At 70.0% G+C, this 26,239-nt stretch carries 20 protein-coding genes; 4 read left to right on the forward strand and 16 right to left on the reverse strand.

The window, feature by feature from the left end:
* Position 1: 1 nt before the first annotated feature.
* From allB to H0B56_RS04730, 4 genes are all read right to left on the reverse strand, one after another.
* Entirely contained in the window at positions 2-1,330 is a 1,329-nt protein-coding gene (allB, locus tag H0B56_RS04715) for an allantoinase AllB (RefSeq protein WP_180891726.1), read from the reverse strand.
* 159 nt (positions 1,331-1,489) lie between these two features.
* Positions 1,490-2,953 carry a signal recognition particle-docking protein FtsY gene (gene ftsY / locus H0B56_RS04720; RefSeq protein ID WP_180891727.1) on the reverse strand — a complete coding sequence of 488 codons (1,464 nt, stop codon included), beginning with the start codon at positions 2,951-2,953 and terminating at the stop codon, positions 1,490-1,492.
* A gap of 72 nt (positions 2,954-3,025) precedes the next feature.
* Complete coding sequence (gene smc, locus H0B56_RS04725; RefSeq protein ID WP_180891728.1) at positions 3,026-6,688, reverse strand: chromosome segregation protein SMC; 3,663 nt, start codon at positions 6,686-6,688, stop codon at positions 3,026-3,028.
* Between the two features lie 271 nt (positions 6,689-6,959).
* Complete coding sequence (locus H0B56_RS04730; RefSeq protein ID WP_180892324.1) at positions 6,960-7,241, reverse strand: acylphosphatase; 282 nt, start codon at positions 7,239-7,241, stop codon at positions 6,960-6,962.
* A gap of 245 nt (positions 7,242-7,486) precedes the next feature.
* Between H0B56_RS04730 and H0B56_RS04735 the strand changes: the two genes are divergently transcribed.
* Positions 7,487-8,146, forward strand: a complete 660-nt coding sequence (locus tag H0B56_RS04735; protein WP_180891729.1) for a hypothetical protein — start codon at positions 7,487-7,489, stop codon at positions 8,144-8,146.
* A gap of 44 nt (positions 8,147-8,190) precedes the next feature.
* On the opposite strand, the gene mutM is transcribed toward H0B56_RS04735, so the two are convergent.
* The 7 genes from mutM to rsmD form a co-directional block, all read right to left on the reverse strand.
* Positions 8,191-9,090, reverse strand: coding sequence for a bifunctional DNA-formamidopyrimidine glycosylase/DNA-(apurinic or apyrimidinic site) lyase (mutM, locus tag H0B56_RS04740; RefSeq protein WP_180891730.1), 900 nt, complete (start codon positions 9,088-9,090; stop codon positions 8,191-8,193).
* Positions 9,083-9,826: a ribonuclease III gene (rnc, locus tag H0B56_RS04745; protein ID WP_180891731.1), complete on the reverse strand. Its 744-nt coding sequence runs from the start codon at positions 9,824-9,826 to the stop codon at positions 9,083-9,085. The genes mutM and rnc overlap by 8 nt, the downstream gene beginning before the upstream one ends.
* A gap of 14 nt (positions 9,827-9,840) precedes the next feature.
* Entirely contained in the window at positions 9,841-10,023 is a 183-nt protein-coding gene (rpmF, locus tag H0B56_RS04750) for a 50S ribosomal protein L32 (RefSeq protein ID WP_089302460.1), read from the reverse strand.
* A gap of 83 nt (positions 10,024-10,106) precedes the next feature.
* Positions 10,107-10,742 (reverse strand): YceD family protein, encoded by a 636-nt coding sequence (locus tag H0B56_RS04755; protein WP_180891732.1) that lies wholly within the window; start codon positions 10,740-10,742, stop codon positions 10,107-10,109.
* Between the two features lie 174 nt (positions 10,743-10,916).
* A complete protein-coding gene (locus tag H0B56_RS04760) occupies positions 10,917-11,636 on the reverse strand; it encodes a DivIVA domain-containing protein (protein ID WP_180891733.1) in 720 nt (239 codons plus the stop codon).
* A 139-nt stretch (positions 11,637-11,775) separates the two neighbouring features.
* Positions 11,776-12,258, reverse strand: coding sequence for a pantetheine-phosphate adenylyltransferase (gene coaD / locus H0B56_RS04765; protein WP_180891734.1), 483 nt, complete (start codon positions 12,256-12,258; stop codon positions 11,776-11,778).
* A gap of 62 nt (positions 12,259-12,320) precedes the next feature.
* Complete coding sequence (gene rsmD, locus H0B56_RS04770; protein ID WP_180891735.1) at positions 12,321-12,893, reverse strand: 16S rRNA (guanine(966)-N(2))-methyltransferase RsmD; 573 nt, start codon at positions 12,891-12,893, stop codon at positions 12,321-12,323.
* A gap of 298 nt (positions 12,894-13,191) precedes the next feature.
* On the opposite strand from rsmD, the gene H0B56_RS04775 reads away from it, so the two are divergent.
* The gene (locus H0B56_RS04775) at positions 13,192-15,330 is read left to right on the forward strand and encodes a UvrD-helicase domain-containing protein (protein ID WP_180891736.1); all 2,139 of its coding nucleotides are present in this window, start codon (positions 13,192-13,194) and stop codon (positions 15,328-15,330) included.
* Here the strand turns inward: H0B56_RS04775 and H0B56_RS04780 are convergent.
* The 4 genes from H0B56_RS04780 to H0B56_RS04795 form a co-directional block, all read right to left on the reverse strand.
* Positions 15,290-16,915, reverse strand: coding sequence for an adenylate/guanylate cyclase domain-containing protein (locus tag H0B56_RS04780; RefSeq protein ID WP_343063756.1), 1,626 nt, complete (start codon positions 16,913-16,915; stop codon positions 15,290-15,292). The genes H0B56_RS04775 and H0B56_RS04780 overlap by 41 nt on opposite strands.
* A gap of 24 nt (positions 16,916-16,939) precedes the next feature.
* Positions 16,940-20,314 (reverse strand): pyruvate carboxylase, encoded by a 3,375-nt coding sequence (locus tag H0B56_RS04785; RefSeq protein ID WP_180891737.1) that lies wholly within the window; start codon positions 20,312-20,314, stop codon positions 16,940-16,942.
* Positions 20,315-20,494: 180 nt separating this feature from the next.
* Positions 20,495-22,651 (reverse strand): ATP-dependent DNA helicase RecG, encoded by a 2,157-nt coding sequence (gene recG / locus H0B56_RS04790; RefSeq protein ID WP_180891738.1) that lies wholly within the window; start codon positions 22,649-22,651, stop codon positions 20,495-20,497.
* A 5-nt stretch (positions 22,652-22,656) separates the two neighbouring features.
* The gene (locus H0B56_RS04795; protein WP_180891739.1) at positions 22,657-24,300 is read right to left on the reverse strand and encodes a DAK2 domain-containing protein; all 1,644 of its coding nucleotides are present in this window, start codon (positions 24,298-24,300) and stop codon (positions 22,657-22,659) included.
* Positions 24,301-24,471: 171 nt separating this feature from the next.
* On the opposite strand from H0B56_RS04795, the gene rpmB reads away from it, so the two are divergent.
* On the forward strand, positions 24,472-24,663 hold the full coding sequence (rpmB, locus tag H0B56_RS04800) for a 50S ribosomal protein L28 (RefSeq protein ID WP_180891740.1): 192 nt from the start codon (positions 24,472-24,474) through the stop codon (positions 24,661-24,663).
* A gap of 81 nt (positions 24,664-24,744) precedes the next feature.
* On the opposite strand, the gene H0B56_RS04805 is transcribed toward rpmB, so the two are convergent.
* Entirely contained in the window at positions 24,745-25,044 is a 300-nt protein-coding gene (locus H0B56_RS04805) for a thiamine-binding protein (protein ID WP_180891741.1), read from the reverse strand.
* A gap of 128 nt (positions 25,045-25,172) precedes the next feature.
* Between H0B56_RS04805 and H0B56_RS04810 the strand changes: the two genes are divergently transcribed.
* Positions 25,173-26,239: DUF222 domain-containing protein (locus tag H0B56_RS04810; RefSeq protein ID WP_180891742.1), on the forward strand; the 1,067-nt coding region annotated here is incomplete at its 3' end.

Consider the following 26,239-nt stretch of genomic DNA (forward strand, 5'->3'; position numbering starts at 1 on the left):
GTCAGCACGCGCCGTTGCTGAGCAGCGTGCCGTGCGGCTGGTCACCGGTGACCTCGGTTCCGCGCAGCCACGTACCGCGCACGACACCCGCGAGCGGTCGCCCGTGGTAAGCGGTGACGGGATGGCGGTGCCGCAGGCTCTGCCCGTCCACGACGAACGCCTCGTCGGGCGCGAAGACGCAGAAGTCGGCATCGTATCCCAGCGCGATATGGCCCTTCCTGCGCATACCCGCCTGTGCGGCGGTGTTCTCGGCCATCCACCGCACGACGTCGGTCAGCGCGAAACCCCGCTGGCGCGCCTGCGTCCACACCGCGGGCAACCCGAGCTGCAGTCCGGAGACCCCGCCCCATGCCGTGCCGAAGTCGCCGGTATCCAGCCGCTTGAGCTCGGGGCTGCACGGGGAGTGGTCACTGACGACCGAGTCGATGGTCCCGTCGGCCAGACCGCGCCACAGCTGCTCGCGGTTGGCCGCCTCCCGGATCGGCGGGCAGCACTTGAACTGCGTGGCGCCGTCATCGATCTCCTCGGCGACGAAGTTCAGGTAGTGCGGGCACGTCTCGACGGTCAGCCGGACGCCGTCGCGCCGGGCAGAGGCGATCATCGGAAGGGCGTCCGAGGAGGACAGGTGCAGGATGTGCGCCCGCGTTCCTGTCCAGCGGGCCAGCTCGATCACCTGTGCGATCGCGACGTTCTCCGCGCCGCGCGGGCGTGACCGCAGGAAGCTCGCGTAGCGACCTCCGTACGCGCGCGGCGCGCGCTCGATCGCCTCGGAGTCCTCGGCGTGCACGATCATCTGCGCGTCGAAGCCACCGAGCTGCCGCAGCACACGCTCGAGCGCGTCGGCGTCCAGCGGCGGGAACTCGTCGACCCCGGAATGCAGCAGGAAGCACTTGAAGCCGAAGACACCGGCGTCGTGCAGGCCACGCAGCTCCGCCTCGTTCCCGGGGATCGCGCCACCCCAGAACCCCACGTCGACATGCACTCGCCCGTGCGCGGCCTTGCGCTTGACCTCGAGCGACTGGATATCGACGGTCGGCGGGAGCGAGTTCAGGGGCATGTCGACGATGGTGGTGATGCCCCCGGCGGCGGCAGCGCGGGTCGCCGTCTCGAACCCCTCCCACTCGCTGCGTCCCGGGTCGTTGACGTGGACGTGCGTGTCCACCAACCCCGGCAGGAGCACGACGTCGGAGCCGAGCTCCACCGTCCGAGCGGCATCCAGCTCGGCCTCGTACGGTTCGACGGCGACGATCTCACCGCCGCGAACACCGATGGTGCGAGCGCCTTCCCCCGCACTGGTGATGACACGCTGTGCCTTGAAAACCACATCCATGAGCCGGCCTCACGTCCCTCGTCCTCGTCGGAACGGCCATCGCCGGCGACCCGCCGCGCCTGCCGCCAGCTGCGTACCAAGATTCCGTAACTTGAAACAATCATATTGTCTTGTGGAATCGATACTGCGTCACGACGCTGCGCTCGTCAACCTGGTCGGCTAATCCAGCAACGCGTCGACGAACGACTCCGGCTCGAACGGCGCCAGATCGTCCGCCCCCTCCCCCAGGCCGACCAGCTTGACCGGGACGCCGAGCTCACGCTGCACCTGGAACACGATGCCCCCCTTGGCCGTGCCGTCGAGCTTGGTCAGCACGATCCCCGTGACATCGACGACCTCGGAGAACACCCGCGCCTGAGCGAGGCCGTTCTGCCCGGTGGTGGCATCCAGCACCAGGAGGACCTCGTCCACCTGCGCCTGCTTGTCGACCACCCTCTTGACCTTGCCGAGCTCGTCCATCAAGCCCGTCTTGGTGTGCAGCCGGCCCGCCGTGTCGACGAGCACGGCGTCGACCTGACTGGCACCGCCGCGTTCCACGGCATCGTAGGCGACCGAGGCCGGGTCAGCGCCCTCGTCCCCGCGCACCACCTCCGCGCCCACTCGCTCCGACCAGGTCTGTAGCTGGTCGGCCGCTGCGGCCCGGAACGTGTCGGCCGCCCCGAGCAGGACACGATGCCGCTGCGCCACCAGCACGCGCGCGAGCTTGCCCGTCGTCGTCGTCTTTCCCGTCCCGTTGACCCCGACGACCAGCACGACGGCGGGCTGCTTGGCTCCGTCGGACTCGTGCGGGAGTGCCCGCACCGCGCGATCGAGCTCGGGATGCAGGGCCTCGATCAGTACTTCCCGCAGCACCTGTCTGGCGTGCTCCGCGGAGCGAACCCCGCGCGCGGACAGCTCGGCGCGCAGCCTGTCCACGACCTCCGTCGTCGTGGCGGCGCCGAGGTCGGCGACAAGCAGGGTATCGGAGATCTCCTCCCAGGATTCCTCGTCGAGGTCGCCCGCCCCGAGCAGGCCGAGCAGGCTCTGCCCCAGCGCCGAGCGCGACTTCGACAACCTGCCGCGCAGCCGCTCGATCCGCCCCCCTGCCGGGGCGATCTCCTCGGCGGGCTCCCCGGCAGGCTCTGCTGTCCCGGTAGGTGCACCGGCGTCCGCGGGCTCGGCGGTCTCGTCCGTACCGGCCGCCTGTCCCTGGACCTCCGGCTCCTGCGGGAGCACGACGTCGACGATGTCCCGGCGCGGTGCGTCGCGGGGTACGGCGGCGTCGTCTCCGACGCCGGGCTCGCCGTCGACCTCCGTACGCTCCCCCGCGGGATGCGGTGGCCCGGCAGCGTCACCTGCGGCGTCAACAGTGGTGTCAGCAGCGGCGTCAGCAGGAGCGTCCGCCCCGGGGTCGGCGGGACTGCCCCCCGCAGGCCCCGTCCCGTCCCGCGTACCGCCCGGAGCCAGCGCGACGCCACCGCCGGCCTGGTAACCGCCCCCACGGGCACCGTCATCGCGCTGCGCGCGCTCGTTCTCGGCGAGACTGATCCTCCGTCGCCGGGCGAGCAGCAGCCCCGCGAGGACGGCCAGTGCCGCCACGACGACGGCCAGGACAACGATCCAGAACCAGAGACTATTCGACACGCAGCAATCCTCGCACCCGGCTCGCGGTAAGCACCGGGGGGCGGTCCGCTGCCGGTGCCCCTCCGGTGGGCACTAGGCAGTGTCCGGCTGGACGTCCGGCTGGACGTCCGGCCGGCCCTCCGGTTGAGCGTCGGGCTGGACGTCACGTTCGACGCCGGGTTCGCCGGAGCGGAGCCGCTGGGAGATCACCTGCGTGATGCCGTCGCCCGCCATGCTCACCCCGTACAGCGCGTCGGCGATCTCCATGGTCGGCTTCTGGTGTGTGATCACGATCAGCTGCGAGCTCTCCTTGAGCTGTTCGAGCAGGTTGAGCAGCCGCCGCATGTTGGTCTCGTCCAGCGCGGCCTCCACCTCGTCGAGCACGTAGAAGGGCGACGGGCGGGCCCGGAAGATCGCGATCAGCATCGCCACCGCGACCAGCGACTTCTCCCCACCGGACAGCAGCGAGAGCCGCTTGACCTTCTTGCCGGGTGGCCTGGCCTCGACGTCCACACCGGTCGTCAGCGGGTCGTCGGGGTCGGTAAGCACCAACCTGCCTTCCCCGCCGGGGAACAGGGCCGAGAACACCGCCTCGAACTCGCGCGCCACGTCCGCGTAGGCCGTGTTGAACAGCTCGAGGATCTTCTCGTCGACCTCGGATATCACCGAGAGCAGATCCTTGCGGGTGTCCTTGAGGTCCTCGAGCTGGGTGGACAGGAACTTGTAACGCTCCTCGAGCGCGGCGTACTCCTCGAGCGCGAGCGGGTTGACCTTGCCGAGCGACGCGAGGTCCTTCTCCGCCCGCTTGGCCCGGCGTTCCTGGGTCGGCCGGTGGTACGGGATCGGCTGCGGCTCGCTCACGTCCTCACCGCGCTCCTTGGCCGCGGAGTACTCGGCCATCTCCTCCGCGCTCGGTGGCACGGGCTGGTCGGGGCCGTACTCGGCGACCAGGTCGTCCGGCCCGATGCCGTACTCCTCAGCGAGCTTGCCTTCCAGCTGCTCCAGCCGGGTGCGTTGCTCCGCACGCGCCAGTTCGTCACGATGCACGGCGTCGGTCAGTTTCTCCAGCTCACCGTTGAGCTCGCGGACCCTGGTGCGAACCTGGGCGAGCGCGTCCTCCCTGTGCTGCCGGGCCTGCTGGGCGGCATCGCGCTCGGCCGTCGCGCGCTGCAACGAGACCTCGATGCGCTCCAGGGCGCTCTCCCCGCCCTCCACGACGACAGCAGCGATGTCGGCTGCCCGCTTGCGCGCGATCCGTGCCTTCTCGGCGCGCTCGCGCGCCTGCCGCTCGGCCTCCGCCGCCTGGCGCAGGGACTCGGCCTTGCCCGAGATGCCCTGCACGCGTTCCTCCGCCGTACGCAACGCCAGGCGCGCGTCCACCTCGGCCTGCCGCATCTCGGACAGCGACGCCGCCGCGGCGTCCCGTTCGGAGGTGTCCGGCTCCTCGTCCGCGGGCTCGTCCGAGACCGCTGCCAGCCGCTCCTCCAGCTCGGCCAGCTTGGTCAGCGCGTCCTCCCTGGACTGGTACACATCGGCACGCTGCTTGCGGAGTCGCTCCACGTCGGCCTCCGCCGAGCGCGCCGCCTGCTCCAGCCGCTCGATCCGCTCCGTGGTACGCGCCTTACGCACCTTCGACTCGGAAAGGGCCTCCTTCGCCGAGACGAGGTCCTCCTCCCTGGCGCGCTGCTCCGCCCGCGCTCCCTCGAGCGTGGCCTGCGTCTCGCTCAGCCGTTGCTCGGCCGCGCGCAACCGTTCCTGGGCGTCGTCCACGGCAGCTTGCACCTCGATCGCGCTTTCGCCACCGACCGAACCACCCGATGCCCAGTGCGAGCCCAGCACATCGCCGTCGAGGGTGACCCCGCGTACCTCGGGGTACGCGCGCACGAGACCCTCGGCCGCGGGCAGGTCCTCCACGATGGCAACCCGATCGAGCGCACGCTCCACGGCGCCACGCAACGTCTCCGGTGGGGTCACCACATCCCTGGCCCATACCGCACCGTCTGGCAACGCCGGCCACGTGGCGGCCTCGGCACCCGGCCCGCCACCGAGCAGCATCCCCACCCGACCGGCCTGCTGGGTCTTGAGGTGGTCCAGCGCCACGACCGCTTCCGAGGTGCCCCGCATCGCGACAGCCTCCGAGGCCGGGCCGAGCGCCGCGGCGACCGCTACCTCGTAACCCTGCGCCACGTCCAGCAACTCGGCGACGACGCCGAGCAACCCGCCCACGTCCTCGCCTGCTTCCAGCAGCACAGCCGAGCCGTCCTTGCGTTCGCGTCCCATCGACAGCGCGTCCAGTCGCGCCTTCTCCGAGGCGATGTCCCGTTCCGCGGACCGCTCGGCCTCGACCAGCTCCTCGACACGCGCGGTCGCCGCATCCCTTGCCTGCACGGCCTGCTCGTAGCGGCTGTCGAGATCGGCATCGCCCTCGTCGGAGATGCCCCCCTCGGAACGCGCCTGTTCGAGCTCCTCGGCCGCCTGCTCGGCACGCCGGGCTGCCTCGTCGATGCCCGAGGTGAGCCGCTCGATCTCCTCCTCGGTAGCGGTGTCCTTGCTCCGCAGCGCGTCGACCTCACCACGCAGCTTGGCTGCTCCCTCACGACGGTCGGCGATGGCCCGTACGGCGGCCATATGCCGTTCCTCGGCCGCCTGCACGACACGCTCCACCTCCTCGCGCTTGGCGATCGTGTCGTTCAGCGTCTGCCGCGCCTGCTCCATCGCCTCGGTGAGCTCGGCTTCCTGCTCGGCGACCTCCGCTGCCTCGGCGAGCATGTCCTCCGGGTCGCGTTCACCGGTGTGCTCGTGCACATCGGCGGACAGGTGCCGCTGGCGCTCCACGGCCAGCCGGACGGTGCCGCGCAGCCGTTCGGCCAGCGCGGAGAGCTTGTACCAGGTGTCCTGCGCAGCCGCGAGCTTCGGGGCGTCGGCGGCGAGTGACTCCTCCAGCTCGGTCTGCTCGGCCGTCGCCGACTCCAGTGCCTGCTCGACCTCGTTGCGACGCGCACGAGCCGCCTGCTCATCGGCCTCTTCCTTGGCCAGGGTGGTCCGTTGGGTCACGAGGTCGTCGGCATACAGGCGCAGCCGCGCGTCGCGGAGCTCGGACTGCACGGTCTGTGCCTTCCTCGCCAGCTCGGCCTGCTTGCCGAGCGGCTTGAGCTGCCTGCGCAACTCGCTGGTGAGGTCGTTGAGCCGGTCCAGGTTGGCCTGCATACCGTTCAGCTTGCGCAGGGCCTTTTCCTTGCGCTTGCGGTGTTTGAGCACACCGGCGGCCTCCTCGATGAAGGCCCTGCGGTCCTCCGGCTTGGCATGCAGTACCTCGGAGAGCTGCCCCTGGCCGACGATGACGTGCATCTCGCGTCCGATACCCGAGTCGGAAAGCAGCTCCTGTACGTCCATCAGGCGGCACGTACTGCCGTTGATCTCGTACTCGCTGGCACCGTCGCGGAACATGCGCCGGGTGATCGATACCTCGGTGTACTCGATGGGCAGCGCCCCGTCGGAGTTGTCGATCGTCAGCGACACCTCGGCACGGCCGAGCGGCGACCGACCGGACGTTCCGGCGAAGATGACGTCCTCCATCTTGCCACCGCGCAGGTCCTTGGCCCCCTGCGTACCCATGACCCAGCGCAGCGCGTCGAGGACGTTCGACTTGCCGGAACCGTTCGGGCCCACGACGCAGGTGATACCCGGTTCGAAACGCAGCGTCGTGGCGGATGCGAAGGACTTGAACCCCTTCATCGTGAGGCTCTTCAGATGCACGAAGCTGTGTCCCTACTGATCGGCGCCTTGTTCATCGATCCGGCCGTTCGCTGCCTGCCACCCTCGCGTGCGGGAGGTCGACAGCCGCCGGGTGGAGTGCTTACCCAACCACCGACCGAGGATACCCGCGCGACCGGCGCGTTCCTTGCTGGCACGGCGGGTGCGCCGGACACCGGCGTGCACGGTGACACGACACGGGAGGTGCAGCGCAGTGCCGATCCGGGCGCGGGACCACCCGGGGCCGCCCGGCGCCCGATCCTACAGCTGCACGTCAGCGTTCCACGAAACCCACAGCGTCACCACGCGGCTCTGACCAGCGCTCGACGACCATCTCCACTCGACCGGGTGACGTACCCGATCGCAGTAGATCGAGGAGTTGCTCGCAGTGCTCACGCCGCCCCTCCGCAACGACCTCGACCCGGCCGTCGGACAGGTTGCTCGCGCTTCCGACCAGGCCGAGCTCGAGCGCTCTGCTTCGGGTCCACCAGCGAAATCCGACGCCCTGCACGCGGCCGTGCACCCATGCCGTCATCCGGGCCGCACCGTCTCCCATGCTCACGCTTCTATGGTGCCTGATATTCAGCAGCGCCAAAGAAACACCGAAGCGTGTGACGTGACCGCTGTAACGTCACAGTTCGTAGTTGAGCCGGGACTACATGCGGTACCTGACGTGCCACACGCCCCCTGACGGGTGATAGAGTGCGCTCGCTGTCGAGATCGGGAGCGGCAGCCAGCCGCGTCCAGGATCGGCCTGTGACCCAGCCCACGTAGATAGTCCCGGCAAGGCAAGGAGTGAGTATGCCGCCGAGTGATGGGGCGCACGACGAGTTACGTATCGCGGTCGCACCGCCTGATGCCGTAACCGGCAAGTCCCGTAGACGCGGTTACCTCGCACTGGCGGCAAGCGGCCTGCTCACGGCGACCGCCTTCGCCGGCGTCGCGGATCTCGCCTCTGACGGCTTCCACGGCGCCGAGGCTCCCCAGAGTATCCAGGAGTACGAGCGTGACAAGGGTGACTCCGGCGGCGGCAGGGACCGGGTCGCCGGCGATGCCAGCGCCGAGCACACCGCCGATCCGATCGACGACACGGTCGCCAGCGAGACACTGCGCAGGCAGCGCTCCACCGAGAGCTCGGTGATCATCACCCGGCCGGATGGGACCACGACGATCAGCTCGAGCCTTCCCGGGACCACCGGTGCCAGCACGTCCGCGCGTTCGGGCGGAGTCCCCACGACCGAGGAGTCGACGACGAGCTCGAGCACCGAGACCACGAGCTCGACGAGTGAGACAACCAGCTCGAGCACCGAGACCACGACCACGACCACCGAGACCACGACCTCGGAGTCGGAGACCACGACCACCGAGACCACGACCTCGGAGTCCGAGACCGGAACCGAGGACGAGGGCTCCGGGGGCGGCGACAGCGGCGAGGGTGACGCGTCGACGTCAGCCGAGTGACACCGGCCGGGTAGCACCTACCGCCGAGCCCGCGGGGCCGACCGTCAGCGTCGTGCCGTACCCGGCGGGCCCGTCCGCCCTCGTCGACCGCTCCGCGGGCGCGGCTGGCAGCCGGGGCAGAAGTAGGACGAGCGGTTCATGAAGTCCTCACGCCGGATCAGCGCCGCGCACCGCTCGCACGGCTCGCCATCCCTGCCGTACACCGCGAGCGCGCGCGAGAAGTAGCCGGACTGGCCATTCACGTTCACATACAGCGCATCGAAGGACGTCCCGCCCGCAGTGAGTGCCTCGTCCAGCACCTCCGCGACGGCGCGGAACAGCTCCCGCCCCTGCTTGCGTGTCAGCCGCCACGTCGGGCATGCGCCGTGCAGCCTCGCACGCCACAACGCCTCATCGGCATAGATGTTGCCGATCCCGGACACCAGCGACTGGTCGAGCAAGCCGCGTTTGACCTCGGAACGCCTCGCACGGAGCACGCGCACCACGTCGTCGGCCCGGAAGTCCGGATCCACCGGATCACGCGCGATATGGACGATCTCCGCGGGTACCTGCCCACCCTGGGTCGTCCGCAGGTCGGTGACCTGCAACCCTCCGAAGGTACGCTGATCGACGAAGCGGAGCTCGTCGCCACCGTCCGCGAAGCGCATCCGCACGCGGAGATGCTTCTCGTCGGGCGCCCCCACCGGCTGCACGCGCAGCTGCCCACTCATACCCAGGTGCCCGAGTACAGCGATGCCCGAGGCCAGCTCCAACCACAAGTACTTGCCCCTGCGCCGGACCGCCTCGACCCGCTCGCCGAGCAGGCGAGCGCGGAAGTCGTCCGGGCCGGGGACGTACCGTCGAACCGCCCGCGGATGGAGTACCTCGACATCACTGAGGGTTCGATCGACGATGTGCTCGGCCAGGCCCGCTCGGATGACCTCGACCTCGGGAAGCTCAGGCACGCTCTGGAGAGGCGTCGTCCCGTTCGGCCGAGAGCACCCGCCACGCCGTCTCAGCCGCCTTCTGCTCGGCTTCCTTCTTGGTCCCACCTTCGCCGTGCCCCAGCTCACGGCCACCGACAAGGACCGTGGCACTGAAGACCTTCTGGTGATCGGGTCCGGTGTCGACGACCCGGTACTCGGGCACGCCCAGGGCCGTGGCCGCGGTCAGCTCCTGCAGGCTGGTCTTCCAGTCCAGGCCGGCCCCCCGCAGCGGGGCCTCGGAGAGCAGCCCGGCGAACAACCGGTGCACCAGCCGGCGGGACTGCTCGATGCCGTGCTCGAGATAGACGGCACCGATCATCGCCTCCAGCGTGTCGGCGAGGATGCTCGCCTTGTCCCGGCCCCCCGTCATTTCCTCGCCCTTGCCGAGCAGCACGTGTGCCCCGAGGCCACCCTCGCCGAGCTCACGCGCCACCCCGGCCAGGGCTTGCATGTTCACCACGCTCGCGCGCAGCTTGGCGAGCTGCCCCTCGGGCAGATCGGGGTGCTCCGAGTACAGGTGATCGGTGATGATCAGACCGAGCACGGCATCACCGAGGAACTCGAGCCGCTCGTTCGGCGTCAGTCCACCGTTCTCGTAGGCGTAGGAACGATGCGTCAGCGCGAGTGTCAGCAGTTCCGGGTCGAGGTCGACGCCGAGCGCCTCGACCAGTGGCGTGGTATCGGCCGCTGGACCTGTGTCCGAGTTAGCCGCCATGATGTACCAGCCACTCAGGCGGGTTCAACGACCTGACGCCCTGCGTACTGACCGCAGCTCGGGCACGCCACGTGTTGCGGCTTGGGCTCCTTGCACGCCCGGTTCGAGCACGGCACCAGGTGAACCGGGCTCGCCTTCCACTGCGAGCGCCGGGTGCGCGTGTTCGACCGCGACTTCTTCCGCTTGGGGACGGCCACCGTTAACTCTCCTCACCGTCACGTACCGATGCGGCGCAGGGCTTCGACCGGTCCGTACCGGTCATTCCTGGCCGACATCACCTTCACGAGTCTTCACGAGGGCTCTCGTCGGATAGTTCTTCGAAGCGTTCGACGAGCGCTGCCCACCGGGGATCTATACTCTCATGCTCGTGTCCGGGCTCGAGCTCGGCCCACTTGACGCCGCAACCATCGCACAGCCCCTGGCACCCGTCGTCGCACAACGGTACCAGCGGAAGTGCGAGCACCACGGCGTCCCGAACGACCGGCTCGAGGTCGATCCGATCCTCGACGACGTGGCTGACCTCGTCTTCCTCGGTGGTCTCCTCGGTGGTCGAGTCCGGGTAGGCGAACAGCTCGGTGAGGCTGACCGCGATGTCCTCGGTCACTGGATCGAGGCACCGCGCGCACTGGCCGTGTGCGCGCACCGAGACGTCGCCCGTGGCGAGGACGCCTTCGACCACCGACTCGAGCAGCAGGTCGAGCGTGAACGGAGTACCTCCGGTGACCTCGATCACACCCGAGACACCGATCGTGTAATCCACGGACACACGTGCCTGCACGGCCCGGCTGAGTCCGGGCTGGCGCCCGAACTCGCGCGTGTCGATCACCCACGCACCCTGGTCCACATGGGCCGTGGACGACTGCCCGGTCGGGGCGGCACGAGCGCCAGGGTTGTCGTGCTCGATCGGCTCAGACATCGGGAGAACTCTCAGACTCGCAGGAGGAAGGTACGTGCGCACAGCCGGGTCGAGGACGGCCACCTCGGCGCGGCACGTACGAGTATGCCAATTGTCCATGGTAACCGCGTGCCGTCCAGCGGATGGTAAGCAGGCGGAGGCGGCTACGCGAGACCGGTCGCCCTATCGTCGAGGCTACCGGTGATAGTCGTACGAGCCGCGGCCGTTGGAGCCGACCCCCGAGCCGCGCAGGTGGTTCCTCCCCTGGTCCACGGTACGCAACGTCTGCGACAGCAGGTCGGAGAACTCGGCGAGCTTGCCGTCCACGTAGGCGTCGCACTCCTCGCGCTGCCGGTCCGCCTCCGCGTTCGCCTCGTCGACGATGCGGGCCGCCTCGTTGTGTGACGCCTGCACGACCTCGGTCTGCGCCACCAACCGCTGCTGCTCGGTCATGCCCTCCTGCACGGAACGCTCGTAGGCGTCCTTGCCTGCCTGGACCATTCGGTCGGACTCGGCACGCGCGCGCTCGGTCAGGTTCTCGTACTCGGTGCGCCCGGCGGCGACAGCCCGGTCCGCTTCGGCACGCGCGTCGGCCAGGATCTGGTCCGCCTGCTCGCGCGCCTCGCTGACCAGGCGCTCGGCTTCGGACTTGGCGTCGGCGACGGTGCTCTCGGCGTTGCTGTTGGCCGCACTGACCGTCTCGTCGGCCTGCTGGCGCGCCGAGTTCAACACCTCGTCGCGCTTGTCCAGCACGTCCTGCGCGTCGTCGACCTCCCTGGGCAGCGCGTCACGCACGTCGTCGAGCAACTCGAGGACGTCCCCGCGGGGCACCACGCAGCTCGACGTCATGGGAACCCCACGCGCCTCTTCCACGATCGTGACGAGTTCGTCGAGTGCCTCGAAAACCCGGTACACGGCACTTCTCCCTTGCTCAAGGTGCACTACGCACTTACCGGAGCAAGTCTGCCTCACCACGACCGCCAGCGCGTGCAGGTCACCCGATACCGGGCGTGTCCCCGCACGACCTCCGCGCGTTGTGCGGGTACGCCCGCCCTCAGGCGAGCTCGTCCACGCGGGCGGTGAGCCTGCGGCCGATGCTCCGGGGAACCAGGTGTGACACGTCCCCGTGGTACGTGGCGATCTCCTTGACCAGCGAACTGGACAGGAAGCTGTACTCGGGGTTGGTCGAGATGAACAGCGTCTCGACCCCGGACAGCCGCTGGTTCATCTGCGACATCTGCAGCTCGTAGTCGAAGTCGCTGACCGCACGCAGCCCCTTGGCGATCGCCGGGATGCCGTTGGCCCGGCAGTAGTCGACGAGCAGGCCGTGCCAGGAGTCCACGCGCACGTTCGGCAGGTGCTCGCACACCTCGCTGATCATCTCCATCCGCTCCTCGATGGAGAACAGCCCCTTCTTGCTCTTGTTGATCAGCACCGAGACGACGACCTCGTCGAACAACCGCGAGCACCGCTCGATGATGTCGAGATGCCCGTTCGTCACGGGGTCATAGGAACCGGGGCACACCACACTGATCATGCGCCGGACGGTAGCAGGCGAGTCCTCCCGCCGACGACGCGCCGCCGGCTACCCGGCGGACCTCACCCGGCGACGTGATCGTCCGGCCGGTACTCGGCCCAGTAGACAGTGGTGTCGCTGTACCGCTGTACCCGCGCCAGGTGAAACCCCTCCGGCCAGCACTGCTCGCCGTCCGGTGGCGCGCGCTCGATGATGACGAGGGCCCCGTCGGCAACCCATCCGTTGTCGGCCATCGCCTGCATCTCCACGCGGAGCTGCGCGTCGGTGACCGCGTACGGCGGGTCGACCAGGACGAGGTCGACCGCCTTGTCCGCGGGCTGCGACAGCGTCGCCTCGACGGTGCCGTGCCGGATCGTGCCCCCGAGCCCCACCTCGTCGACGTTGCGGCGCAGGATGCCCGCGGCCGCACGATTGCTCTCCACGAAACACGCGTCGACAGCCCCGCGGGAAAGCGCCTCCAACCCGAGCGCCCCCGAGCCCGCGTACAGGTCCAGCACCCGGGTGCCGACGACCTCGTCGGCGGCGTCCAGGGCATTGAACAGCGCTTCCCGAACGCGTTCGGTCGTCGGTCGGGTGCCGCGCTGCGGCACACGCAGCCTCCGGCCACCGGCTGTTCCTGCCACGATCCGTGTCACAGGGGTATCTTCTCGCACCGCCGGACGGCACGCGCACGCACCGGTGAAACGGCGTAGTCTCGGTGGACGGCGCTCGCCTTCCGGATCGTGCCCGGGCCGTACGGAGTATTCTCGGGCATTCCCGGTGCAGGCGCGTCGCTACTGATGCGGGTCGTTCCCGATCCGGCGGGCGGGGGTGCTTCCGGCGCGGGGAATCGCTCGGTTCACCCATTGACCGTGGTGGATGGCGGGTGAGTGAATGACCCGGCTTGTGCGGCAATCCGCCCAAGCCCCGAGGTGAGTCGTTGAGGAGAGCCGCGTGTCGGAGTCTGTGGTTCTGCGGGCCGAGATCGCCACCGAGCAAGCCCACGTCGACCGGGTGTACCTGCGGCTCGACGAGCTCCGTAGCCAGGCCGAGTCGATGCGCGACCGCGGTTACGAGCTCGGCCACGGTGCCCGGCACGAAGCGGTCTTCGAGCAGGCATCGATGCTGTTCGAGCGGGACGTGATGGTGCATCACGCCAACCAGACCCTGCACGTACTCGACGCCGAGCACGAGGGCCTGGTCTTCGGCAGGCTCGACACGCACGAGCGCGAGACGGTCTACGTCGGCAGGCTCGGCATCCGGGACGGCGAGTTCGACAACCTGGTCACCGACTGGCGCGCGGACGCGGCCGCGCCGTTCTACCAGGCCACGGCCGAGCAGCCGATGGGCGTGATCCGGCGCAGGGTCATCCAGAGTTCCGGGCGCTCGGTCACCGGCATCGAGGACGACGTCCTCATGCCGCACGCCCTCCCCGAGCAGATGCGCGTCGTCGGCGACGGCGCGCTGATGGCCGCGCTCGCCAGGGCACGCGGCGAGCGGATGCGCGACATCGTCGCCACCATCCAGCGCGAGCAGGACGAGGTGATCCGCGCACCGTGGCGCGGCGTCACCGAGATCACCGGTGGCCCCGGCACCGGGAAGACGGCCGTGGCCCTGCACAGGGCCGCCTACCTGCTCTACCGTTACCGCAAGCAGATCGGCGGTGGCGGGGTCCTCGTGGTCGGACCGTCCGAGGCGTTCACCACCTACATCTCCCGCGTCCTGCCCTCCATGGGGGAAACCAGCGTGGAACTGCGTGCCGTCGGCGAGCTGCTCGACGGTTTCGAGGCCACGCACACCGACCCCGCCCCGGTCGCCACGATCAAGGGGGCGGCGCGAATGCGCGGCGTGCTGCGGCGAGCGGTGCGCGGCACACCCCCGGGTGTGCCGTCCGAGCTGCGCATCACCTATCGCGGCGAGGTGCTGCGGTTGGCAGGCGACCAGCTCGAACGCGTGCGCAGGCGCGTACACGGGCGCGGGGGTCAGCCCAACCGCTGCCGGGTGCACGCCGCCGAGGCGCTCCTGGAAGCGCTCGCGGACGTCGCGCAACGCCACGCCGAGAGCGGCGGCCCCGAGGTCGACCGCACCCAGCTGGTCACCGAGCTCGGCGAGCGCATCGAGTTCCACCGCTTCCTCGTCGACTGGTGGCCGGTACTGCATCCCGAGGACGTGCTGAGCTGGCTCGGGGACGAACAACGCCTCCGCACGGCCGCGCGCTCGCAGCTGGCGCCGGACGAGATCAGCAGCCTGGCCGCCTCGTTCGCCGACGGCGGCGCGGGCTACTCCGTAGCCGATATCGCACTGCTCGACGAGCTGCGGGCACTCGTGGGAAAGCCGAGGCGCAGGCGCGTGGCGGCGGATGATCCCCAGCAGGACCACCAGCGGCCCCCGTCACCGGGAGCGGCACGCTCCTCACTACCGGAGCATTACGACGAGTTCGGCCACGTGATCGTGGACGAGGCGCAGGACCTCTCGCCGATGCAGTGGCGCATGATCGGCAGGCGCGGGCGGCACGCCAGCTGGACCGTCGTCGGCGACCCCGTGCAGAGCTCCTGGTACAGCGCCGCGGACGGCGCCGATGCCGATGCGGCGGAGGCCGACAACGTGCTGGGGTCCCCCTCGGCACGCAGGCGCTTCACCCTCCGGACCAACTACAGGAACTCCGCGGAGATCTTCTCCCTCGCCGCACGTGTCGTGTCCGGGCACGCAGGCGCGGACCAGCTGCCCACCGCGGTCCGTGCCACGGGTATCGACCCCACGGTCCGCTCGGTCGACGCCGCCTCGCTGGAGTACGAGGTCCAGCAGGCCGCTCTGGACGTTCTGGCGCGGGTCGAGGGGACGGTCGCCGTCATCGGTGCCATGAACCGCGTGGCCGACCTCGAGAAGTTCCTGTCCCCGGTGTCCGACAAGCGCCTCACGGTCGCAGGCAGCCTCGACTGCAAGGGACTGGAGTACGACGCGGTGGTGCTCGTCGAACCGGCCGAGTTCCTCGCCGAGTCGATGGCGGGCAGGCGCGGACTCTACGTGGCGATGACCCGGGCGACGCAGCGGCTCACGGTGCTGACGTCGGATCCGGACTGGCTACCGGAGTGAGCTCCCCGGACGGGGGCGGACCGGATCTCGGCACGGCCACCCGCGTGCGGGTTGCCCGCCCGCGAAGCGCGACCACATCGTGCTCGCGCCAGTGGCGCCGCTCCCGCTCGGAAGCCCGCTCGACCACCGACATGGCGGCAGCGACGTTGACGGGAAGCCCCTTGGCCAGCTCGGTGAGCCGGGCCGCCATATTCACCGGGTCCCCGATCACCGTGTACTCGAGCCTGCTCTCCGCCCCGACGTTACCCGCGACCGCCTGACCGCCCGCGACGCCGATACCGACGGCGAACTCCGGAACCTCGGCTGCCAGCCGCTCGATGGTCGCCCGCGCTGCCGCGAGCGCCTTGCTCGACGCGCAGTCCACCGGTGACGGCGCCCCGAAGATCGCCAGTGCCGCGTCGCCCTGGAACTTGTTGACGAAACCGTCGTGCGCGTGAACCTCGTCGACGACGACGGTGAAGAACCGGTTCAGCACCTCGACCACCTCGGTCGGCGGCCGCGTCTGGGCGATCTGCGTCGAACCGGTCACGTCCACGAACAGCACCACGACATCCCTGACCTCACCTCCCAGCTCGAGCTGCCGGGACAGCGCCGCCCTCGCGACCTCCTCACCGACGTGCTTGCCGAACAGGTCCCTGATGCGTTCCCGTTCGCGCAACCCCGCGACCATGCGGTTCACGCTGGACTGCAGCTCACCGAGCTCGGTCCCGTCGAAGACGACTACCTCGGTGTCCAGGTCACCGCGTTCGACCCTGGCGAGGGCGGCACGGACCGTCCGGATCGGTGCGGTCGTGGCACGGGTACTGAGCACCGTGAGCATGAACCCGGACACCAGCGACACCAGGCCCAGAGCCAGCACGGTGACCACGAGCTGGAGCTGCGTCACACCCGGCTGGAACAGGGTGAGCAGGGCAACGACCATGAGGCCGACGACAGGCACTCCGGAGCCGACGCCCCAGAACACCAGCGTGCGCACGGTCACCCCGAGAGCGAGCCTGCGCGGTGTCGGGCCGTGGGCGAGCACCCGCGCCGCGATGGGGCGGAGCGAGAACTCGCTGAGCAGGTACGCGTTCGCGCACGTGACGGTGCCACTGAGCATGATGCTCAACGCGACCTTGGGTACCACCTCCGGCTGCACGAACGCGTACAGCACGGTGAACAGCACCAGCCCACCCAGCCAGGCCAGCGCCTGCATGAGGGTCAGCTCGGCTGGCAGCCGGAGGGTGGCGCGCCGCTGGTACTCGTCGAGCTCGGCACCCTCCGTCGCCCACCGCAGCACGCGCAAGCCACGTACGATGCCCCAGGTCGTGCCGCCGATCAAGGCCGTGAAGATATACACGGGCACGGCAACGAAGTTCACGAGCAGCAGGTCCCTGACGAACACGTTCGGACCAGGGATCACCACTGTCACCAGGGCGATCGCCACGGCAGCGCCCACGGCGTTGGCCGCGAGCAGCGATCCGGTCAGCAGGAACCGGACGCGCAGCCGCACCCGGCGACCGTGCTCCTCGCCGGAGCCGAGCAACCACGAACCCAGCGGCCGCTCACGCAGCACCCTGTCGTCTCGTGCGACCCACCCCAGCACGTCACTGCCTCTGGTTCCGCACGCTCACTCCACGACTACGAGGAGGTCGCCACCTTCGACCTGCTGCACCGAGTTGATCGCCAGGCGTGCGACACGGCCGCCCTTCGACGCGGTGATCGCGGCCTCCATCTTCATCGCTTCGATCGTGGCCACGGTCGCGCCTGCCTCCACGGTGTCGCCTTCGGTGACCGAGAGCGTGACCACCCCGGCGAACGGGGCGGCCACGTGGCGGTCGTTGGACTTGTCGGCCTTCTCCGCAGCGGGGAGCTCGGAGACCACCGACTGGTCGCGTACCTGGATGGGGCGCAGCTGCCCGTTGAGGGTCGCCATGACCGTGCGCATACCGCGTTCGTCTGCCTCCGAGATGGCTTCCAACTCGATGAGCAGGCGAACCCCGGGTTCCAGGTCGACGGCGTACTCCTCGCCGGGCCGCAGCCCGTAGAAGAAGTCGGTGCTGTTGAGCACGCTGGTGTCGCCGTAGGCCTGCCGGTGGTCGGAGAACTCCTTGGCGGGACCGGGGAAGAGCAGCCGGTTGAGCGTGGCGCGCCGGTCCTCGGTCAGGCCGCGGCTGTCGGCCTCGGACAGCTCGGCGAGACCGCCCGCGGTGCCGCGTCCCTCGAGCGCCCGCGAGCGGAACGGCTCCGGCCAGCCACCCGGCGGGTCGCCCAGCTCGCCGCGCAGGAACCCGATCACCGAGTCCGGGATGTCGTACTTGTTCGGCTCGGCCTCGAAGGCCTCCGGCGACACCCCGGCGCCCACGAGGTGCAGCGCGAGGTCCCCGACGACCTTGGACGAGGGCGTGACCTTGATCAGCCGCCCCAGCATCCGGTCGGCTGCGGCGTACATCGCCTCGATGTCTTCGAACCGGTCACCCAACCCCAAGGCCTTGGCCTGCGTACGCAGGTTGGACAGCTGCCCACCGGGGATCTCGTGGTGATACACCCGCCCGGTCGGCGAGGACAGCCCGGCCTCGAAGGGGGCGTAGACCTTGCGCACGCTCTCCCAGTACGGCTCGAGATCGCCGACAGCCTGCAGGTCCACCCCGGTCGGGCGGGCGGAATGGTCGGTGGCCGCCACGATCGCCGACAGCGAGGGCTGCGACGTCGTCCCCGCCATCGATGCCACCGCGCCGTCGACCGCGTCGGCACCGGCCCGCATCGCCGCGAGATACGTCGCCAGCTGCCCGCCTGCGGTGTCGTGGGTATGGATGTGCACGGGGAGGTCGAACTCGCTACGCAACGCCGAGACCAGCCGCTCCGCCGCGGGCGCCCGCAGCAACCCGGCCATATCCTTGATCGCCAGCACGTGGGCACCGGCCTCGACGATCTGTTCGGCCAGCTTCAAGTAGTAGTCCAGTGTGTACAGCGACTCACCGGGGTCGGTCAGGTCGGAGGTGTAGCACAGCGCCACCTCCGCGACCGCCGAGCCGGTCGCGCGCACCGCATCGATCGCGGGCCGCATCTGCGCGACGTCGTTGAGCGCGTCGAAGATGCGGAAGATGTCGATCCCCGTCTCGGCGGCCTCCGCGACGAAAGCGTCGGTCACCTCGGTCGGGTACGGGGTATACCCGACGGTGTTGCGGCCACGCAACAGCATCTGCAGGCAGATGTTGGGCACCGCCTCGCGCAGCGCGGCCAGCCGCTCCCAGGGATCCTCGGCCAGAAACCGCAGCGCGACGTCGTAGGTCGCCCCGCCCCAGCACTCCAGCGACAGCAGCTGCGGCACCGTGCGGGCCACAGCGGGTGCCACAGCGACGAGATCCTTGGTCCGCACCCGGGTGGCCAGCAGCGACTGGTGGGCATCCCGGAAGGTCGTGTCGGTCAGGCCCACCGTCGACGACTCCCGCAGCCACCGCGCGAACCCCTCCGGGCCCAGCTGGTCAAGGGTCTGCTTCGACCCCGACGGCGGGTCGCCCTCCGGCAGGCGAGGCAGCTTGCTCGCCGGATCCGGCAGGCTCGGGCGCTGGCCGTTCGGCTTGTTCACCGTGACGTCGGCCAGGTACGTCAGCAGCTTCGTGCCACGGTCCGCCGAGCGCCGCGCGGTCAGCAGGTGCGGCCGATCCTCGATGAACGAGGTCGTCACCCGGCCCGCCCGGAAGTCCGGGTCGTCCAGCACCGCGCGCAGGAACGGGATGTTGGTGGCCACCCCCCGGATGCGGAACTCCGCCACCGCACGCCGCGCGCGGGCCACGGCCGTGTCGAAATCCCTTCCCCGGCAGGTGAGCTTGACCAGCATCGAGTCGAAGTGCGCGCTGATCTCCGTCCCCGCGAACGCGGTACCACCGTCCAGCCGGATCCCCGAGCCTCCCGGCGAGCGGTACGCGCTGATCATCCCCACGTCCGGCCGGAACTCGTTGGCCGGATCCTCGGTCGTGATGCGGCACTGCAGCGCCGCCCCCCGTAGATAGACGACGTCCTGCGTCAGCCCCAGATCGGCCAACGACTCCCCTGCCGCGATGCGCAGCTGAGCGGCCACCAGGTCGACGTCGGTGACCTCCTCGGTGACCGTGTGCTCGACCTGGATGCGCGGGTTCATCTCGATGAAGACGTGCTCGCCGCTCTCGTCGACGAGGAACTCGACGGTACCGGCGTTGCGGTAGCCGATCCGCTGGGCCAGCCGCGCCGCGTCCGCGCAGATGCGCTCCCGCAGCGCGGGGTCGAGGTTCGGCGCCGGAGCCAGCTCGATCACCTTCTGGTGCCTGCGTTGCACCGAGCAGTCCCGCTCGTACAGGTGCACGACCTCGCCCGTCCCGTCGGCCAGGATCTGCACCTCGATGTGTCGCGGGTTGACCACGGCCCGCTCGACGAACACCGACGGATCCCCGAAGGCCGACTCCGCCTCACGCGAGGCCGCCTCGATCGCCTCGCGCAGCTGGGACGGCTCGGTGACCTTGCGCATCCCTCGACCGCCGCCACCGGCGATGGCCTTGACGAACACCGGGAAACCGATCTCGTCGGCCGCGGCCACCAGCTCGTCGACGTCATCGGAGGGCTGGGAGGAACCCAGCACCGGAATGCCTGCCTCCCGCGCGGCCTGCACGGCCCGCGACTTGTTCCCCGTCAGCTCCAGGATCTCGGCGGGCGGGCCGACGAACGTGATGCCGGCCTCCTCGCACGCCCGCGCCAGGTCCGGGTTCTCCGACAGGAACCCGTAGCCGGGATAGACCGCGTCCGCGCCCGCGCTGAGCGCGGCCCGCACCACCTCGTCGACCGACAGGTACGCGCGAACCGGATGCCCCGGCTCGCCGATCTGATGGGACTCGTCCGCCTTGAGCCTGTGCAGCGAGTTCCGATCCTCGTGGGGAAATACCGCGACGGTACCCGCCCCTAACTCGTAGCCCGCCCGGAACGCCCGGATCGCGATCTCACCCCGGTTGGCCACGAGCACCTTACGGAACATGCCGGTCCTTCCTGTCCTGCTACACCTGACGACGCGACGACGAGCTCGACGACGCACGGCACACTGAATCGGTTCTGCACGGTACAGTGTGCCACCCCCGCGAGGGGAGGGTGAGCCACGCCATTCCGCTCCTCGGACGACCGGTGCGCGCGCCGGCTCGACGCCACCGTACGCGGCCGGTCATGCCTTCTCCAGGAACTCGGCGCGCTCCGGACCGACCAGGTCGGTCACCAGATGCGCCAGCTCCAGGTTGTGCCCCAGGGACGGATCCCGCGCGATGATTCCCTGGGCGAGGTCGCGTGCGGCGGCGATGATCTCCTCGTCCTGCAACAGCGACAGCAGTTTGAGCGCGGAGCGGCTCCCGGACTGCGCGGCACCCAGGATGTCCCCTTCCTTACGCAGCTCCAGGTCCAGCCGGGAGAGCTCGAATCCGTCACTCGTCGACTCGACGGAGCCGAGCCGTTGCCTGGTCTTCGTCCCCTCGACCGCTTCGGTGACCAGCAGGCACAGCCCCGGCACCGATCCCCGGCCGACACGGCCACGCAGCTGGTGCAGCTGGCTCACCCCGAACCGGTCGGCATCCATGATCAGCATCACGGTCGCTGCCGGAACGTCGACGCCGACCTCGACCACCGTCGTCGCGATGAGCACGTCCAGCTGGCCGTCGGCGAACCGGCGCATCGCGGCGTCCTTGTCGTCCGGGGGCATCCGGCCGTGCAACACGCCGAGCCGCAGGCCGGCGAGCTGGTCGTTCGCCAGCTCCTCGGCCAGCTCGAGAACCGCGACGGGGGGTCGCTTGGAGCCGGTGTCCGCGGGCGGCTCGTCGCCGATGCGCGGGCACACCACATATACCTGGTTGCCGCTCGAGACCTCCTCGCGCACTCGCTGCCAGGCCCGTTCCAGCCAGGACGGCTTCTCCGCGACCGGCACGACCGTCGTCGTGATCGGCGACCGCCCAGCCGGTAGCTCGTCGAGCACGGAGACCTCCAGGTCGCCGTACACGCTCATCGCCACCGTCCGCGGGATCGGTGTCGCGGTCATGACCATCACGTGCGGGCTGGTGAACTCGGCCCCCCTGCTGCGCAGCGCGTCGCGCTGCTCGACACCGAAGCGATGCTGCTCATCGACGACGACCAGGCCCAGCTCGGCGAACGAGACGTGCTCCTGGATCAGCGCGTGCGTGCCGACGACGATGCCCGCCTCGCCGCTGGCGGCGTCCAGCAACGCCTGCTTGCGCCGCTTGGCAGGCAACGATCCCGTCAGCAGGGTCACCTTGGTCGCGTTCTCCGCCGCACCCAGCTCCCCGGCATTACCGAGGTCACCGAGCAGCTCACCCAGCGACCGCGCGTGCTGTGCGGCGAGCACCTCGGTCGGCGCGAGCAACGCCGCCTGCTTGCCCGCGTCGACGGCCTGCAGCATCGCGCGCAGCGCGACGACCGTCTTGCCACTACCCACCTCGCCCTGCAGCAACCGGTTCATCGGCCGTTCCGTGGCGATATCGGAGGCGATCGCCTTACCGAGCGAGCGCTGGCCCGCTGTGAGGGTGAACGGCAGCCGCGCGTCGAACTCGTCGGCCAGCCCTCCCGTCACCGGCTCGCATACGGGCGCGGTGCGCGCGACGGCCGACATGCGGCGCTCGGCGAACACCAGCTGGACCGCGAGGGCCTCGTCCCATTTCAGCCGCAGCCGGGCATGCCGCAGCGCCTCCCAGTCCGGTGGCCGGTGGATGGTGCGCAGTGCCGTCTCGAGGTCGACGAGCCCGTGCTCGGCGCGCACCTCGGCAGGTAACGGGTCCTCGCCGATCTCGAGGGTCGTGAGTACCTGCTGCACGCAGCGGTCGATGGTCCACGACGGCAGGCCCTCGGCCGAAGGGTAGACCGGGATGATCTCCGCGACGAACTCGTCGACGGCCACGTCGCTCGTGTGCTCGTCGAGCAGCTCGAACTCCGGGTGAGCCAGCTGCAGCCGGTTACGGAACGCGGTTACCTTACCCGCGAACAGGCCCTGCCTGCCCGGTTGCAGCTGTTTGGCCAACCATCCGGTCTTGTTGAAGAAGGCGCACGTCAGCTCGCGGGACCCGTCGGTGATACGGACCTCGAGGATGTGGCCCGAGCGGGACCGCATCTGGCGTCGTGACGCGTGCGTGATCCGGGCCAGCACGGTGACGTGCTCGCCGGTCTCGAGCCCGGCGATCTCGGTCAGCTCCCCCCGCTCGGCGTATCGGCGCGGGTAATGCCGCAGCAAGTCGCCGACGGTGGCGATGTCCAGCGCCGTGGCGAGCGGCTTGGCCGACTTCGACCCGATGAGGGGCGTCAGCTCGTCACGCAACGTAGTCACTTGCTCTACTCCACACCGATCGTCAGGACGCTGTCGGTCTGGCCGCCGTGATAGGCGACGAACTCCACCTCGGGATGCGCGGTACGCAGCCGCCGTCCGAGCTCGGCGTCGACCCCTTCCGGGGCCTGCGCGCCGAGCAGCACCGTGACCAGCTCACCTCGTACGCCGAGCAAGCGCTCCAGTACCTCCATCGCCACATCGGCCAGTACATCGTCCCGCTGCTCGCCGGCCTGCTGGATCCGCACGACCTCATCATCGACGAAACCCACGACATCGCCTGCCGCGACACGACCGACCCAGGTGATCGCGTCCTGGCTCGCCACGCTCACCTCCCCCCGGTGGGTCGCAGCGGCGGCCTCGGCCATGGCAACCACATCGTCGTGCGCGCGCCTGCTGCTGTCATGCACGGCGAGCGCGGCGAGCACCTGCACGGGCGAGGAGCACGGGACAACGACGACGTCGCGGTCCACGCGGTCGAACGCCGCGACGGTCGACTCCGCGACCCTGGTCAGCTCGGGTCCCGCCGGCAGCACGGCGGTGTGCGCGGCCGCCAACTGCGTGATCAATCGCTGCACTCGCTCCGTACCGGGAAGCTGGCCGCCGTGCGCGGCCAGCACCCGTGCCCCGGCCTGGCTGCACAGCTTCGCCAGGTCCTCACCATCCACCAATGCCAGCACGGCGCGCGGCCGGCGCACCTGACCACTGTCGATCATCGGTTCCTGCGGGGCCAGCGACTCCACACGCACCTGATGCGGATGTCCCGCGCGCAACCCGGCCTCGAGCGCGGCACCGATATCGGCGCAGTGCACATGTACCGCGTGGCTTCCCGCCCCGTCGCCTGCGACGGTCACGCAGTCCCCGATCGCGCTGAGCTCGTCACGAAGTGCCGGCAGGGCGGCCTCACTCGCGCCGTTGAGCAGGTACATCACCTCCCACGGCTGCGCGCTCGCCGTGCCCGGGGACGACACGGCCGACGACGCGCGCTGCGCGGGGCCGCGCGAGGCATCCACAGCGAACTCCGGCCGGGCGCACGCGGAGTGGCCGGTCACCACGGCGACGAGCTCGTCGAGTACCGCAAGCACCCCGCGCCCACCTGCGTCGAACACGCCTGCCTCGGCCAGCACCGCCAGCTGGCTGGGCGTGCGCCCCAGTGCCTCCGCGGCCGAGGTCGCCGCGGCCGTCACGGTCCGCTCCAGTGCACCGGTGCGGTCGTACTCCGCTTCGGCGCCCCGCCGGGCGGCGTGCAGCACGGTGAGCATGGTGCCGTCGACCGGGCGCGCCACGGCTTCCGTCGCCAGCCGGTCGGCGTGGATCAGCCCGCTGATCAGCGTCTCCGCATCCACCGAGTCCCTGGACCGGCACGCCTCGGCCATGCCACGCAACGCCTGCGACAGGATCACACCGGAGTTACCCCGCGCCGCGGCGATCGCGCCACGGGCCAGCGTGTCCAGCGCACGACCCGCTGCGTCCGGGGTCGAACGCACAAGCGCCTCGTGGGCACCGGTGACGGTGTGCACCAGGTTCGACCCGGTGTCCGAGTCGGCCACCGGGTAGACGTTGATGCTGTCGATATCGGCCCGCAGCCCTTCCAGGCTGCGGACACAGGCCGCGGCCCACGCCGATACCTCGGCCACGCGCAACGCCTGCATCCCTACCCTCGACTCGTCGTGTCGATCACGGTGTGTTCACCTCGGGCCCAGCCCGCTCCGTGAGCTTATCGACCCCGTTGCCGGCGCTGGATCCGCACCGGCTACGCTGTCCAAGGTGCCTGATACGCCATGAGGCGTATTCGATTTCCCTAGTCTGAAGGAGTGTTCGACGTGGCTGCCGTGTGCGACGTCTGTGGCAAGGGGCCGGGCTTCGGCAAGCAGGTCTCTCACTCGCACCGGCGTACCAACCGCCGGTGGAACCCGAACATCCAGACCGTGCATGTGAAGTCGGATGGTTCGAACAAGAAGAGGATCAACGCGTGCACCTCCTGCATCAAGGGAGGCAAGGTCGCGCACGGCTGACGCCGCGATCTCCAAGTCGGTTCAGCGGCCCGGGCACGGATCACGTGCCCGGGCCGACTCATGCCGGTTGTAGGGGGTCGCTCAGCCGTCCAGGTACTCGTCGATCCGCTGGACCTTGGCTTGGAGCTGGCCCTCGTATCCGGGCCTGATATCTGCCTTGAGTACCAGACCCACACGGGGCGAGCGGGCTGAGACCACCTCGACGGCCCGCTTGATCACCGCCATCACCTCGTCCCACTCCCCTTCCAGGTTCGTGAACATGGCGTTGGTCTCGTAAGGCAAACCCGACTCACGGACCACGCGCACGGCCTCCGCCACTGCCTCACCGGCGCTACCATGCTCGTCGGCCACGCCCGGGCTGATGCTGAACGCTACGATCATGCGTTCACTCTGCCAGGTTTCTCGGCGTTCGCCGCCACCTTGACGCGCATTGTGGATCGGCTGGGTTGTTGTGCATGTCCGGCGTGTCGTTGCGGGGTGGTCGAACGTGTGTGCGATATGCTGTGGGTGTGTCGGAGTTCGTGCAGGTTGTTGGTCCGGCCGGGGTGATGTTCGTCCCGGCCGGGCAGGCGCCTGCGGTCGCGTTCACACCCGAAGAGCAGGCCGAGATCCGCTGCCGCACCTTCACCGGGCAGCAGGTCGGCGAGTTGAGTGCCGAGCAGGTGATCGAGACGCTGGCCGCGGCCCGGCGGATCCGGGCGCACACCGACGCGATCGAGGCGCACGCCCTGGCCCGGCTCGACCAGCTACGCGGTGGTGACCGGTATGTGGCCGACGAGGCCGCGCTCGAACTACGGGTGTCGCGGCATACGGCGGCGCTGCGGCTGCACCGGGCGCGCCAGCTCACGCAGCGGATGCCGCGGGTGCTGGCGGCCATGGAGGCCGGGCAGATCGAAGCGACTGCCGCCGGGCGGATCACCGAGGCGACCGACACGGTGGACGACCAGCAGGCCCGCCAGGTAGACGACCAGCTGGCCGAGAAACTCGAATCCCGGCGGGTCAGTCCCACCAGCCCCGCCAACCTGGCCCGGGCGGCGCGCCGGCTCGTGGAGCAGGCCGACCCGGAGGGGCACGCCACCCGTGCGCGGCAGGCCCGGGCCGGGCGGAAGGTGGAACTCCTACCCGGGGAGGACGGGTTATCGACCCTGGCGGCGGAGTTGCCCGCCGAGGTCGCCGCCTCAGCGTATGCCCGCATCGATGCGATGGCCCACCGGGCCCGCCACCGGGGCGATGAGCGCACCCTGGACCAGCTGCGGGCCGACATCCACGCCACCCTCCTGCTGGGGCAGGATCCCGACGTGGCCGCCCCGGAGACGGCGGCGACGGTGTACCTGCACATGCCCGTCGACACCGCCCTCGGCATCAGCGACACCGGGTGCGAACTCTCCGGCTACGGACCCCTACCCGCACCCATCGCCCGGCACATCATGGCCAGCCAGCAGAGTGTGTGGCGCAAAGTCCTCACCGACCCCGCCAGCAGCGCCGTCCTCGACGTCGGCCGCAAGCGCTACCGGCCCACCACCGCCATCCGCGACCTCATCGCCGTGCGCGACGCCGAATGCACCACACCCGGCTG

The sequence above is a fragment of the Haloechinothrix aidingensis genome, assembly GCF_013450155.1.
In the GTDB taxonomy this organism is placed as follows: Bacteria; Actinomycetota; Actinomycetes; order Mycobacteriales; family Pseudonocardiaceae; genus Haloechinothrix; species Haloechinothrix aidingensis.